Raw genomic sequence first — 13,975 nt, forward strand, 5'->3', positions numbered from 1 at the left:
GAAAGCCCGTCAGGGCTGCCGAGCGCGCCTCACCAAAGCGCGTGGAAATGATGCACCGGCCCGTGGCCCTGCCCCACCTCCAGATCATCCGCCGCACCAATCGCACCGCTGATGTAATCCTTGGCCTTGGTCGCCGCTTGCCGCAGGTCATCGCCCCGCCCCAACCACGTCGCCAAACCCGACGACAGGGTACAGCCCGTGCCATGAGTATTGCGGGTCTCATGCCGGGGCGCGCGCAAACGGGTCATCCCCTCCCCTTCACACAGCAAATCCACGGCCTCCGCCTCGCCCATATGGCCACCCTTCAACAAAACCGCCCGCGCGCCCAAATCCAAAAGCGCCCGCGCTTGGCCTTCCATCGCCTCCAAATCCGGCGCCTCGTCTTCCCCAAGCAAATCCGCCGCTTCCGGCAGGTTCGGGGTAATCACCGCCGCCCGCGGCAACAGCACATCGCGCAACGCGGCCACCGCCTGCGCCTGCAACAACCTGTCCCCGCCCTTGGCCACCATCACCGGGTCCAGCACCACAGGCGCCTCCAAACCCTCCAAGGCCCCGGCCACCGCCTCGATAATCTCGGCGGTGCCCAGCATCCCGATCTTCACCGCATCCACCCGGATGTCATCGCGAATCGACTTGACCTGCGCCTGAACAAACTCAGGCGATACAAGCTCAACCCCCTGCACCCCTCGGGTGTTCTGCGCCGTCAGCCCCGTCAAAGCAGCCATTCCATAACCGCCATTGGCCGAAATCGCCTTCAAATCCGCCTGAATGCCCGCACCCCCCGACGGGTCCGACCCGGCAATCGACAGGATATTTGCCACACGCTCACTCATGCTTGCCCCCATTCTTCCAACAACCCATGCGCCGCCGCCTCCGGATCCTCGGCTCGCGAAATGGCCGACACCACAGCCACCCCCTCGGCCCCGGCCAGTTTCACCTGCCCCGCATCGCCCGGCCCGATCCCACCAATCGCCACGGCGGGCAATCCCGCCGCGCCAATGATCCGCGCCAACCCGTCAAACCCGATAGGGGCGGCATGATCCGGCTTCGTCGCCGTCGCCCGCACCGGCCCCACACCAATGTAATCCACATAGCCCGTCGGGATGGACGCAACTTGGCTCTCGGTCTCAATCGACAGCCCCAAAATCCGATCCGGCCCCAGCCGTTTGCGAATGGCCACCACATCGCCATCGCCCTGACCGATATGCAGCCCATCACAGCCCGACCAAACCGCCACATCGACCCGGTCGTTGATCACCAGTTTCACATCCCCCGGCAAAGCCCCGCGCAAACGCCGCGCCAGTTCCAGCATCTCGTCGTCACTGGCATGTTTATCACGCAACTGCACCACGGCGGCCCCTCCCCGGGCCGCCGCCATGGCCTGTTCCTCAACCGACAAAGGCGCACCGGGGTCGGTGATGAAATAGACCGGCCCGATCATGCCGCGCGCACCCGCGCCCCGGCGCTCAAGCCCTCGGGCGTCATCCCGTGCAACTCATCCAGAAACGCCACGGCAAAACTGCCCGGGCCATCCGTGCGCGCACCGGCACGCTCGCCGGCCAACCCGTAATAGGCCAGCGCCGCAACCGTACCCTCCAAAGCGGGCTGTCCAGACGCAAAAGCGCCCACAACTCCCGTCAAAGAACAGCCCAACGCAGTCACCTTCGGCATCACCGCATGGCCATTCTCCACGCGATAGGCCCGCGCCCCATCGGTCACGAAATCCACCTCGCCGGTCACGGCCACAACACCGCCCGTCGCCTTGGCCAATCCGCGCGCAGCCTCCTCGGCGGCCTCAACCGCATCACCGGCATCGGCCCCTTGGCCCGAGGCTTGCACACCTGCAATCGCCATGATCTCCGAGGCATTGCCACGAATAACCGTCGGCTTCAGCGCCACCAGCCGCTCCACCGCCGCGCGCCGGAATCCGGTCGCAAACACCGCCACAGGGTCCAACACCCACGGCTTGCCCGCCTCGTTCATCACCTGCGCGGCCTCTTCCATCGCCGCCACCCATTCAGGGTCCAGCGTGCCGATATTCACGGTCAAGGCACTGGCGATCCCGGCAAATTCCGCCGCCTCCTCGCGCGCATGCACCATCGCGGGCGAGGCGCCCGCGGCCAACATCACATTGGCCATCACGTTCATCGCAACATAGTTGGTGATATTCTGCACAAGCGGCGGCGTGGCGCGCATGCCTTCAAGATAGGTGCCAATCTTTTCCATCGTCATTCTCCTTCCCGCCGGAAAAAGGCGGGGCAGCAGAACGCGATGCGCGAAAAAGGCTGATCATCCCCGCGACTTCCTCCGCCGGCATGATCCGGTTCAGGTTCAAAGGGTCCGTCTCAGCCCCGTCCGGGGCGCCCCTGTCGCACCCTTAACCTATGGGTCACGCCAGCGGCGTCAACCACAAAGCCACGCGATCAAAAATCAATCGCAAGGCCCTTCTTTTCCCAATCGCCATAGCGCACCGGCTCCAGCCCTTCGCGCCGACCACCCAATTCCTTGGGCAATGCCTGCGCTTCGGCCTCGGCCAATCGCCGGCGCTCCTCGGCCTCGGCCAAGGCCCGCTTGGCCGCCTCTGGAAGGTCCTTTTGCTGGTCTGTCATGGGTTCTTCCTTTGCATTTCTACCCCTGATATACGCCGCGCCACGCCCATGTCCAAGGAGAACCCATGCCGCATCCCGCGCCCAATGCCCGCCAAAGCGCGGTTTACCTTCTCGATCAGGTGATCGGCGAAGGGCGGCTCATGTCCGATCTCATCGCCGCCGGGAAACTTGACCGGCTCGACCCCGCTGACCGCGCCCGCGCCCAGCGCCTTGCCAACGACACCCTGCGCGGTATCGACCGGGCCGACCGCTTGCTCAATCGTCACCTGCGCAAACCCCCGCCGCTGCATGTCTTCAACATACTGCGGCTTGGTACGGTCGAACTGTGCATGGGCGGCGATGCCCATGGCGTGGTCAACGATCTGGTGGGCCTTGTCGGGCGCCACAAACGTTATGGCAACCTCAAGGGGCTGGTAAACGCCGTGCTGCGCAAGGCCGCCGAGGATGGCGCGCGCTCATGGAATGACCTGCGCATCCCCCGCCTGCGCAAATGGCTTCGCGATCCGCTTGTGGCCGCATGGGGCGCGGGGCGGGTCAATGCCATGGAACTCGCGCACTTCCAAGGCGCACCGCTTGATATCACGCCCAAGGCCGACGCCGCCCTATGGGCCGAAAGACTGGGCGGCCAATTGCTACCCACCGGCTCGATCCGCCTCACCGACGCAGCCCAAGTCTCCACCCTTCCCGGCTTCGATACCGGCGATTGGTGGGTGCAGGATGCCGCCGCCGCCCTGCCGGTGAAAATCCTCGCCCCCCAATCGGGCGAGAAAATCCTCGATCTTTGCGCCGCACCGGGCGGCAAGACCCTGCAACTCGCCGCCGCCGGCGCCGATGTCACCGCGCTTGATCTTTCGCCGCGCCGGATGGAGCGTGTCACCGAAAACCTCGCCCGCTGTGGCCTCACGGCCAACTGCCTTACCGGCGACGCGCTCGAACATACCGGCGGCCCCTATGACGCCATCCTCCTCGATGCGCCCTGTTCGGCCACCGGCACCATCCGCCGCCACCCTGACTTGCCCTTCGCCAAGGACGGCTCTGAGTTCGGCGAGCTTATCGCGCTGCAATCGTCCATGCTCTCCCATGCCCTGACCCTCCTCAAGCCCGGCGGGCGTTTGGTGTTTTGCACCTGTTCGCTTTTGCCGGACGAAGGTGAATGTCAGGTTGACGATGCGTGCGCAGGTCACCCCGGCCTGACCGTCGATCGTTCCGCGCTCGACCGTCCGGGCATCGACCCCGACTGGATCACCGATGAAGGCGGCCTTCGCCTTCGCCCTGATCTCTGGCCCGATCTGGGCGGGATGGACGGATTCTATATCGCCTGTCTGCGGCGCTGACCGGCCCGGGTTTCGTACGACTCGTACGAAGGGTTTTGGCGACCCCCTGATTTTCGTACGAAAATGGGCAGGTAAGCGTACGAGTCGTACGAAAATCCTGCCTCCCTAGGCAAAGGGACAGATTCCAGCGGTGACTTGCCGCCTGCCTCGCGGTATAGTCCCGGCAAAACGGCGCCGGAAAGAGCGTTCAGAGGCAAGGCATATGTCACACCCGGAAAACCTGTCTGCGCGGGTCTCGCGCATCCTTGATCGTATCGAAGCCAAGCGCGCCACGCTCTCGCGCCCGGCCACGGGGTTTACCTATAATCCCGATCCTCGCACCATCGGCAGCTTTGCCCGAGGCAGACAGCTTTGCGCCGGTAACTTCTTGTTTTCCGGTCATCTTCTGCAAGAGCCGGAGACCAATATCTGGGATTTGAACGCGCCCGATATCGACTATGCCCAAGCCCTGCACGGCTTTGGCTGGCTTGATGATCTGGCCGCCGTGGGCGATCTTCCGGCCCGCACCCGGGCACAGGATTGGCTTTGGACTTGGATCACCCGTTTCGGCCCCGGCCGCGGCCCAGGCTGGACCCCCAACCTCACAGGCCGCCGCTTGATCCGCTGGATTTCACATGCGCTTTTCTTGTTGCAAACCCGTGACCGCGATGCGTCGGACGCTTTCTATAAGTCCTTGGCACAACAAACAATTTTCCTTTCTCGCCGATGGAAGGGCGCGCATCCTGGCCTGCCCAGATTCGAAGCATTGACCGGCCTTATCTACGCCGGTCTCTCTCTTGACGGAATGGAAACCCATGTCGAGCCAGCGCTGCGCGCGCTCTCGCATGAATGTAAAACACAGATCGACGAGGAAGGCGGCATTCCGACCCGCAACCCCGAGGAATTGCTGGAAGTTTTTACCCTGCTGACATGGTCGGCCATGGCCCTTAGCGAAGCCGGAAAGCCTGCCAGCGATTCGCATTGGGCTGCGATCGAACGCATCGCGCCCACCTTGCGTACCCTCCGGCACTCCGATGGCGGTCTCGCCCGGTTCCATGGCGGCGGGCGTGGGCTCGAAGGACGTCTGGACACCGCCCTTGCCACAAGCGGTGTTAAAGGTCGAAAATCTAACGGGCTATCAATGGGTTATGCACGCATCAGCGCGGGGCGCACCAGCCTGATCATTGATGCCGCGCCGCCACCGAAGGGCACAGCATCCTCAGATGCACATGCCTCGACCCTCGCATTTGAACTAACCTCCGGCCGCCGCCCGCTCATCGTTAACTGCGGTTCCGGGGCCAGTTTCGGGCAAGACTGGCGCCGCGCGGGTCGTGCGACGCCCTCGCATTCCACGCTGATGCTCGATGGGCGCTCTAGCGCGCAATTGGGAAATAGGCGCAAAGATTTGGATTTATTGACAAAAACACCAACGGACGTTCCCGTTCAAATGCTCAAGGCACCTGATGGACTGCGCTTCGAAGGCGGTCACAATGGCTATGTCCCGGCCTACGGCGTGACCCACGCCCGCATTCTCGACCTCACTTTCGATGGCCGCGCGGTCGCCGGAGAAGACATGCTTGCCGCACTTGCTCCGAAGGATCAGAAGCAATTTGACAAGGCAATGGACCTCAAGCGGTTGGCAGGCATTCCGTTTGAAATCCGCTTTCACCTTCACCCCGAAGTCGACGCATCCCTCGACATGGCGGGCAGCGCCGTATCAATGGCCCTGAAGAGCGGCGAGATTTGGGTTTTTCGATGCGACGGCCGCACCAATATGTCCTTGCAATCAAGTGTTTACCTCGAAAGAACACGTCTGAAACCGCGTGCGACCAAACAGATCGTTCTATCCGGCCGCACAATGGAGTATGCGACCCGAATAAGATGGTCACTGGCCAAAGCTCAGGACACGCCGATCAGCATCCGCGACCTCGCACAGGAAGAGCCCGAGTTTGCTCCAGTAACCGAAGACGAATGAGCCAAACACAAGACCCAAGGATCTGCTGCCAATGACCGATCTCGCCCCCGTGCGCCGTGCCCTGCTTTCCGTTTCCGACAAGACTGGACTGGTCGACCTTGGCCGCGCCTTGGCCGAGCGTGGTGTTGAACTCCTGTCCACCGGCGGCAGCGCGAAAACGCTTCGTGATGCTGGACTTGAGGTGCGGGATGTCGCGGAGGTCACGGGCTTTCCCGAGATGATGGACGGCCGCGTAAAGACCCTTCACCCGATGGTACACGGAGGTCTCCTGGCACTGCGTGACAACGATGATCACGTCAAGGCCATGCAAGACCACGGAATCGGCGGTATCGACCTGTTGGTAGTCAACCTTTACCCCTTCGAGGAAACCGTTGCCAATGGCGCGGATTATGACACCTGCATTGAAAACATCGACATTGGCGGCCCTGCGATGATCCGGGCAGCTGCGAAGAACCACGCGTTCGTCAATGTGGTCGTGGATGTCGAAGACTACCCCGTATTGCTTGAAGAACTGGCCGCCAACGAAGGGCAGACCACCTATGCGTTCCGGCAACGTCTGGCCCTGACAGCCTATGCCCGGACCGGTGCTTATGACGCAGCTGTTTCGACATGGATGGCTGACGCTTTGGATCAATCCGCGCCTCGCCGCCGGGCTTTGGCAGGCCAGTTGGCACAAACCTTGCGGTATGGTGAAAACCCACATCAGAACGCGGCATTCTATACCGATGGTTCAGACCGTCCCGGCGTTGCCACGGCCCAACAGCTTCAGGGCAAAGCACTCAGCTACAACAACATCAATGATACCGACGCCGCTTTCGAGCTGATCAGCGAATTCGACCCTGCGGATGGTCCGGCTTGCGCGATCATCAAACACGCAAACCCTTGCGGCGTGGCACGCGGCGAGTCTCTGCAAGAGGCCTATACCAAAGCCTTCGACTGTGATCGCACCTCTGCCTTTGGTGGGATCATCGCTCTGAACCAGCCACTGGACGGGCCAACCGCAGAAGAAATCTCGAAGATCTTTACAGAGGTTGTCATCGCCCCAGGAGCAGATGCGGATGCCAAAGCGATTTTTGCTGCCAAGAAAAATCTGCGCCTTTTGACCACCGAAGGCCTCGCCGACCCCTCCGAGGCGGCGCTTGTGCTCAAACAGGTCTCGGGTGGTTTTCTGGTGCAAGACAAGGACAACGGTCGCCTGACCAAGGATGATTTGAAAGTCGTCACGAAACGCGCGCCGACAGAGACCGAAATGAACGACATGCTGTTCGCATGGAAGGTTGCCAAGCATGTGAAGTCAAACGCCATTGTCTATGTCAAAGACGGTGCGACAGTGGGGGTAGGGGCCGGCCAGATGAGCCGCGTAGACAGTTGCCGCATCGCCGCGCGCAAATCACAGGACATGGCCGATACGCTTGATCTGCCCGCACCGTTGACCCAAGGCAGCGTGGTCGCGTCGGATGCATTTTTCCCCTTTGCCGATGGCCTTCTGACCGCAGCAGAAGCAGGCGCAACTGCGGTCATTCACCCCGGCGGTTCCATGCGTGATGATGAAGTTATTGCTGCAGCAGACGAGGCAGGGCTTGCCATGGTCTTGACCGGAATGCGGCATTTCCGTCACTAGAGCAATGTAGACTAGGCGAGGCCAAATCTGAGCCTTGCCATGAGGCAGGAGAGCATAATGCGCACCGTCATCTGGGTGGCGATCGGCACATTCCTGGTCGATCAGTTTGTGAAATACATTGTCGTGCACTTGCTTGGTCTGCCTAGGGTCGGGGCGATTGATGTCTGGCCACCCTATTTCAACCTTCGCATGGCATGGAATTACGGCATCAATTTCGGATTGATGGCGCAAGACAGCCCCCTGACACGTTGGACACTGATCGGTGTTGCCTTGGTTATTTCTGCCGCCGTTGTCTGGTGGGTCCACGTCGACCCTGCAGGCCGGTGGCAAAAAATCGCCGCCGGTCTTTTGGTGGGCGGCGCGATTGGCAATGTTATCGACCGGCTCATCTACGGCGCTGTCGCCGATTTCATCAACATGTCGTGCTGCGGGATCAACAACCCTTACGCCTTCAACGTTGCGGATATCGCAGTGTTTGTTGGAGCCTTCGGAATGGTGATCTTCAGCAATGATAAGAAAAACGCCTCGTGACCTTGGCGGCTGGATGCGATAAGCCTGTGTCGAAACCTTTCGGAGAGGGGCGATGATCTTATCGCGTGTAACACTTTTGGTCGTTCTTCTTGCAACTGTCGCAGGTTGCTCCAACCGTGGCGAGGACGTGCAACTCAGGCGGATCGAAAAGCCAAGTGAAGGCCCGGACGAATTCTCGATTCTTCCCGGTAAAGAGCTTCAGGCACCAGAAAGCTACCAAGCACTTCCAGCCCCCACACCGGGCGCCGCAAACCTTACGGATCAAAATCCAAAGGCCGACGGCGTCGCCGCCTTGGGAGGTAATCCAGCTGCGCTCAATACCGGGGCCGCGTCTCAAAGGGATGCGGGATTGGTGCGTCACACGTCGCGTTACGGTGTCCAAAGTGGAATCCGCCAAACACTAGCCGTGGAAGACGCTGAAGTTCGCCGCCGCCATGGTCGGCGGAACATCCTGCGCATTGGGCCAACCGATGATTACACCAATTCTTACAAGCGTCAGTGGTTGAACAGCTATGCCGAGCAACGCCGCTTGCGTCGCCTTGGCATCGAAACGCCCGCAGCTCCACCGGAACCGGAATAGGGACTTGGCCTCACGGCTTTGTCAACGCGCTTGAAACGAAGCACGCTCATCGTATCTTCGTAGGTAGTCGGATTTACGGAGAAGGTACATGCGTCTGCTTTTAGCCTGCTTGGCGGTTATCGGTACTGCGGCTCTTCCGCTTCGTGCCGAGGAACAGGTATCAAACTTCACTCTCGACAACGGTATGGAAGTCGTTGTCATCGAAGATCACCGCGCGCCGGTTGTTGTTCACATGGTCTGGTACAAGGCTGGGTCGGCGGACGAAAAACCCGGTGTCTCGGGAGTCGCGCACTTTCTTGAACACCTTCTTTTCAAGGGTACAAAGAACCTTGAACCCGGTGAGTTGTCGGCAACGGTCGCAAGAAATGGTGGTCGCGACAATGCCTTTACCAGCTATGACTACACCGCGTATTTTCAGCGCGTCGCAGCAGACCGGCTGGAATTGATGATGCGGATGGAAAGTGATCGCATGGTAAATTTGCAGCTGGACGAGGGCGATATCGCCACCGAGCGCGACGTCATTATCGAGGAACGAAATCAAAGGGTAGAAAACAACCCAAGCGCGCTGTTCCGCGAGCAAAAGGCCGCCGTTCAGTATCTCAACCACAGCTATGGCATTCCGATTATCGGTTGGCGTCACGAAATGCTGGAGTTGGACCTAGAAGCGGCCCTAGATTATTACGACACATATTACGCCCCCAACAACGCCGTGCTCGTCGTTGCGGGAGATGTGGAGCCGGACGAGGTGCGCGAATTGGCGGAAACCTATTATGGAGTCCTTCCCGCCAACCCTGAATTACCCGAACGCGTTCGCGCGAAAGAGCCGATTCAGATGGCCGAACGCCGCTTGACCTTTGAGGACCCGCGCGTCGCCCAACCTTATGTAAGCCGTAGCTACTTGGCGCCCGAACGCGACAGCGGAGCGCAGAAAAAGGCCGCAGCTCTGACGCTTCTGGCCGACCTCTTGGGCGGAGGTAGCACCTCAATAATGGCTGAGAAACTGCAATTCGAGAGCCAGACCGCGGTTCACACCTCTGCCTACTATCGCGCGACATCGCTGGATGACACGACTTTGAATTTCTTCGTAGTTCCGGCACCTGGCGTAACGCTTCAACAAGCCGAAGACGCTTTGGACAATGTCCTGCTTGAATTCATGGAAACCGGCGTTGATACCGAGCATCTGGAGCGCATTAAAATGCAAATCCGCGCGTCGCAAATCTATGCACGCGACGATGTAAGCGCGCTTGCCAATCGGTATGGGCGAGCTTTGACACAGGGCCTAACGGTGGAGGACGTGCAAGCATGGCCCGAGATCCTTCAATCTATAACGCCCGAAGACATCATGGCGGCCGCCGCCGAGGTCCTCGATCGAAAGAAATCTGTTACCGGGTGGCTAACCGCTCCGGAGGTTACACAATGATCCGCTACATTCTTGCCATATGCCTCACCTTGGCCGCGCTACCTGCCAAGGCCGATGTCGACGTAAAGGAAATCACGACACCGGATGGGCTGGAGGCGTGGCTTGTAGAAGAACACAATATTCCTTTCGTATCGCTTGAATTACGCTTCCGTGGTGGGGCATCGCTTGATGCTCGAGGCAAACGCGGGGCAACGAACCTAATGGTCGGTCTCTTGGAAGAAGGGGCTGGCGACATGGACGCGCGTGCTTTTGCCAGAGCGACAGAAAGCCTCGCGGCGTCTTTCAGATATGATACCAGCGACGACGCCATCAGCATATCGGCCCGGTTCCTGACAGAGAACAAGGAAGACGCCGTATCGTTGCTCCGTGAAAGCCTTGTGAATCCGCGGTTTGATGAACAGGCCATCCAGAGAGTTCGTGCGCAGATCATCTCAAATATCCGCTCCAGCCTCAAGGATCCGCGGGATCTGTCCGGTATGGCGTTCGATAAGCTGGTCTATGGTGAGCACCCCTATTCCACGCCACTCAATGGCACGGTTGAAAGCGTTTCCGGCCTTGAACGGCAAGACCTTTTGGACGCACATAAGGCGGCCCTTGCACGAGATCGTGTATTCATCAGCGCCGTTGGCGACATAACAGAAGACGAATTGAAGCGCCTTTTGGATGACCTGCTCGGGGATTTGCCCCAAACCGGTGCCCCCCTGCCCGGGCCCGCGGAGGTTAACCTTCCCGGGGGAGTTAAGGTTGTCGATTTTGAAACACCGCAATCTGTCGCCGTGTTCGCGCAGCCCGGCATTGATCGCGATGATCCCGATTTCTTCGCCGCCTACATACTAAACCACATCCTTGGCGGCGGGTCTTTTGAAAGCCGCCTAATGCAAGAAGTCCGTGAGAAACGCGGGCTTACCTATGGCGTGTATTCCTACCTTGCCGATCGAGATGGTGCACAACTTTGGATGGGGTCTGTTTCGTCAGCCAATGATCGGATCGCTGAGGCCGTACAAGTGATCCGTGACGAGTGGGCGCGCATCCGGGAAAACGGCGTAAGCGAACAGGAACTTCAGGATGCAAAGACCTATCTCACGGGGGCTTATCCCCTTAGGTTTGATGGCAATGGACCGATCGCGGATATCACGGTCGCCATGCAGATGGAAAACCTGCCCACGGATTACATCTTGAATCGGAATGCAATGGTTGAAGCCGTGACATTGGAAGACGTTAATCGCGTGGCCCAAAAGCTGCTTGCCCCTTCAAGCCTGACCTTTGTTATCACTGGACAGCCTGAAGGGCTTCAAAGCACGATCAACTAGATACCTGCGCCGCCCATGACGGCGGCGCAAGCGTTCAAAAGTCAAGATTTTCGACGCTTAGGGCGTTTTGCTGAATAAATTCGCGACGCGGCTCCACCACGTCACCCATGAGCTTGGTGAAAAGGTCATCGGCCTCGGCCACGTCATCCACCTTCACCTGCAAAAGAGTGCGCGCTTCGGGGTCGAGGGTGGTTTCCCAAAGTTGGTTCGGGTTCATTTCGCCGAGCCCCTTATAGCGTTGAAGTGTCAGGCCTTTTTCACCCTCCTTCAAGATCGCATCCAAAAGGTCAAGCGGGCCGTAGATTTGCTGTGCCCGCTCCTTGCGGACAAGCGTCGCAGGCTCTTTGTAGATGCTTCGTAGCCCTTCTGTCATCTGCCCTAGTTTCCGCGCTTCGCCACCGCGCAGGACAGGGCCATCAAGGGTACGGACCTCTTCCACACCGCGAAGCATGCGGGTCAAACGCATGCCTTGGTCTTGGGTGGGGCGGCCTTGCCAGCCACGTTCGTATTCAAGCGCGATCAGGTCAAGGCGGGAGGCCACCGCATTGGCGACACCCTGCAAATCGGCATCAGCTCGACCCGGCACGAAGGCCTCGGCAATCGCGGCCTGTTCAAGGATGTGACGCGGGTAATGTGTTGGAAAGGCTTCCAAAATTTTCTTGGCTTGCCGCGCTTCTTCGACCACGCGCACCAGATCTTGACCCACGATTTCCTCGCCCGAGCCAAGGCGTAGAACCGCGTCAACAGTCCCCTGTTGGATCAGATAATCCTCAAGCGCGGGTTCATCCTTGAGATAAACCTCTGATTTTCCTCGCATAACTTTGTATAGTGGCGGTTGGGCGATATAAAGGTAACCACCCTCGATCAACTCAGGCATCTGGCGATAGAAAAAGGTTAACAAGAGCGTCCGAATATGCGCGCCGTCAACGTCAGCGTCGGTCATCAGAACGATCTTGTGATAGCGCAGTTTGGAAATATCGAACTCATCACGTCCAATCCCAGTGCCAAGCGCCATGACAAGATTGCCGATCTCTTGGCTGGATAGCATCCGGTCAAAGCGTGCGCGCTCAACGTTAAGAATTTTACCCTTGAGCGGTAGGATCGCCTGTGTTCCACGGTCGCGCCCGGTCTGAGCCGAGCCCCCGGCGCTGTCACCCTCAACGATGAAAAGTTCGGTTTTTGCAGGGTCTTTTTCCGAACAATCCTTGAGCTTGCCAGCGAGGTAATTCACGTCCATCGCCGTTTTGCGGCGGGTCAATTCCCGCGCCTTGCGGGCGGCCTCACGGGCCAAGGCCGCTTCGATAATTTTACCAACGATTTGCTTGGCCTCATTGGGGTTCTCTTCGAACCATTCGGACAGCTTTTCGTTTACCAAACTCTCAACAGCTGGGCGCACCTCGGAACTGACCAGTTTGTCCTTGGTTTGGCTGGAGAATTTGGGGTCGGGCACCTTTACGGACAGCACGCAGGTCAGACCTTCACGCGCGTCATCACCAGTGAAATTAACCTTTTCCTTCTTCGCGATCCCGCTTTCCTGCGCGTACTTCTGAATCGTCCGTGTCAGCGCCCCACGGAAGCCCGCCATATGCGTGCCGCCATCTCGCTGGGGAATGTTGTTGGTGAAGGGCAGAACCGTCTCGTGATAGCTGTCATTCCACCACATCGCGACTTCGATACCGATGTCGTCACGCTCGCCAGTCACGAAAATCGGCTCTTCGATCATCGGGGCTTTATGGCGATCGAGGTACTTGACGAATTCCTTAACACCGCCCTCGTAATGCAACTCGGTTTCAAGCGGTTCTTCGGGGCGTTCGTCGCGCAGAATGATGCGCACGCCGGAATTCAGAAAGGCCAGTTCGCGCAGGCGTTTTTCGAGAATTTCGAAACTATAGTCGAGATTGGAAAAAGTGTCTGTCGAGGCAAGAAACCGCACCTCGGTACCCTTTTTGCCATTGGCATCGCCCACGACTTTGAGGTGCTCGGCGGTCTCACCCCGTTCGAACTTGGCATAGTGTTCTTTGCCATTTCGCCAGATACGCAGTTCCAGCCAATCGGAAAGGGCGTTCACAACCGAAACGCCAACACCGTGTAAGCCCCCGGAAACCTTATAAGAATTCTGGTCAAACTTTCCGCCGGCGTGCAGTTGGGTCATGATGACCTCGGCCGCGGAAACGCCTTCTTCCTCGTGCATATCGACCGGAATACCGCGGCCGTTATCACTGACCGAAACGGAAGAATCCTTGTGGATTGAGACAGTTACGGCGTCGGCGTGTCCGGCAAGCGCTTCGTCGATGCCGTTGTCGACAACCTCATAGACCATGTGGTGCAGACCAGAGCCGTCATCGGTGTCGCCGATGTACATGCCGGGCCGCTTGCGAACAGCCTCTAACCCCTTGAGAACCTTGATAGAATCGGCGCCATACTCTTCGGGTGATGGTACTGCTTCGGCCATGCTTTTTTATCCCTATCACGTTTGCGATTTTATACGCTTTTCTTGTGGCAATGTCACGCAATCACCACAATAGATTGTGGTTTTATGCCGAAGTGACTCGTCCCCGCAAATCAAGGGGTTAACAGGGGGTTCGAACGTACGAGTCGTACGCAACACCTGCCGTT

General features: G+C 59.0%; 12 protein-coding genes and 1 riboswitch. Of the genes, 7 read left to right on the forward strand and 5 right to left on the reverse strand.

Annotated elements, in window-relative coordinates:
* Positions 1-29: 29 nt before the first annotated feature.
* The 4 genes from thiD to QZ498_RS00955 form a co-directional block, all read right to left on the reverse strand.
* Complete coding sequence (thiD, locus tag QZ498_RS00940) at positions 30-833, reverse strand: bifunctional hydroxymethylpyrimidine kinase/phosphomethylpyrimidine kinase (RefSeq protein WP_294619295.1); 804 nt, start codon at positions 831-833, stop codon at positions 30-32.
* Positions 830-1,441 (reverse strand): thiamine phosphate synthase, encoded by a 612-nt coding sequence (gene thiE / locus QZ498_RS00945; RefSeq protein ID WP_294619297.1) that lies wholly within the window; start codon positions 1,439-1,441, stop codon positions 830-832. The genes thiD and thiE overlap by 4 nt, the downstream gene beginning before the upstream one ends.
* Positions 1,438-2,226, reverse strand: coding sequence for a hydroxyethylthiazole kinase (thiM, locus tag QZ498_RS00950; RefSeq protein WP_294619299.1), 789 nt, complete (start codon positions 2,224-2,226; stop codon positions 1,438-1,440). The genes thiE and thiM overlap by 4 nt, the downstream gene beginning before the upstream one ends.
* A gap of 59 nt (positions 2,227-2,285) precedes the next feature.
* A riboswitch (TPP riboswitch) is annotated at positions 2,286-2,378 on the reverse strand.
* A 45-nt stretch (positions 2,379-2,423) separates the two neighbouring features.
* Positions 2,424-2,609, reverse strand: a complete 186-nt coding sequence (locus tag QZ498_RS00955) for a DUF1674 domain-containing protein (RefSeq protein WP_294619301.1) — start codon at positions 2,607-2,609, stop codon at positions 2,424-2,426.
* Positions 2,610-2,674: 65 nt separating this feature from the next.
* Here QZ498_RS00955 and QZ498_RS00960 point away from each other — a divergent pair, with 65 nt between their 5' ends.
* From QZ498_RS00960 to QZ498_RS00990, 7 genes are all read left to right on the forward strand, one after another.
* Complete coding sequence (locus QZ498_RS00960; RefSeq protein WP_294619303.1) at positions 2,675-3,943, forward strand: RsmB/NOP family class I SAM-dependent RNA methyltransferase; 1,269 nt, start codon at positions 2,675-2,677, stop codon at positions 3,941-3,943.
* 202 nt (positions 3,944-4,145) lie between these two features.
* Entirely contained in the window at positions 4,146-5,897 is a 1,752-nt protein-coding gene (locus tag QZ498_RS00965; RefSeq protein WP_294619305.1) for a heparinase II/III family protein, read from the forward strand.
* A gap of 31 nt (positions 5,898-5,928) precedes the next feature.
* On the forward strand, positions 5,929-7,518 hold the full coding sequence (purH, locus tag QZ498_RS00970; protein ID WP_294619307.1) for a bifunctional phosphoribosylaminoimidazolecarboxamide formyltransferase/IMP cyclohydrolase: 1,590 nt from the start codon (positions 5,929-5,931) through the stop codon (positions 7,516-7,518).
* A 57-nt stretch (positions 7,519-7,575) separates the two neighbouring features.
* Entirely contained in the window at positions 7,576-8,049 is a 474-nt protein-coding gene (gene lspA / locus QZ498_RS00975) for a signal peptidase II (RefSeq protein ID WP_294619309.1), read from the forward strand.
* 52 nt (positions 8,050-8,101) lie between these two features.
* Positions 8,102-8,629: a DUF3035 domain-containing protein gene (locus QZ498_RS00980; RefSeq protein ID WP_294619312.1), complete on the forward strand. Its 528-nt coding sequence runs from the start codon at positions 8,102-8,104 to the stop codon at positions 8,627-8,629.
* Between the two features lie 88 nt (positions 8,630-8,717).
* Complete coding sequence (locus tag QZ498_RS00985) at positions 8,718-10,049, forward strand: pitrilysin family protein (RefSeq protein WP_294619314.1); 1,332 nt, start codon at positions 8,718-8,720, stop codon at positions 10,047-10,049.
* Complete coding sequence (locus QZ498_RS00990) at positions 10,046-11,359, forward strand: pitrilysin family protein (protein WP_294619379.1); 1,314 nt, start codon at positions 10,046-10,048, stop codon at positions 11,357-11,359. Before QZ498_RS00985 ends, QZ498_RS00990 begins: the two co-directional genes overlap by 4 nt.
* A 34-nt stretch (positions 11,360-11,393) precedes the next feature.
* Here QZ498_RS00990 and gyrB read toward each other — a convergent pair whose 3' ends face one another.
* Positions 11,394-13,811, reverse strand: a complete 2,418-nt coding sequence (gyrB, locus tag QZ498_RS00995; RefSeq protein WP_294619316.1) for a DNA topoisomerase (ATP-hydrolyzing) subunit B — start codon at positions 13,809-13,811, stop codon at positions 11,394-11,396.
* Between the last annotated feature and the right edge of the window lie 164 nt (positions 13,812-13,975).

This window comes from uncultured Roseovarius sp., from assembly GCF_913057115.1.
Lineage (GTDB): Bacteria > Pseudomonadota > Alphaproteobacteria > Rhodobacterales > Rhodobacteraceae > Roseovarius.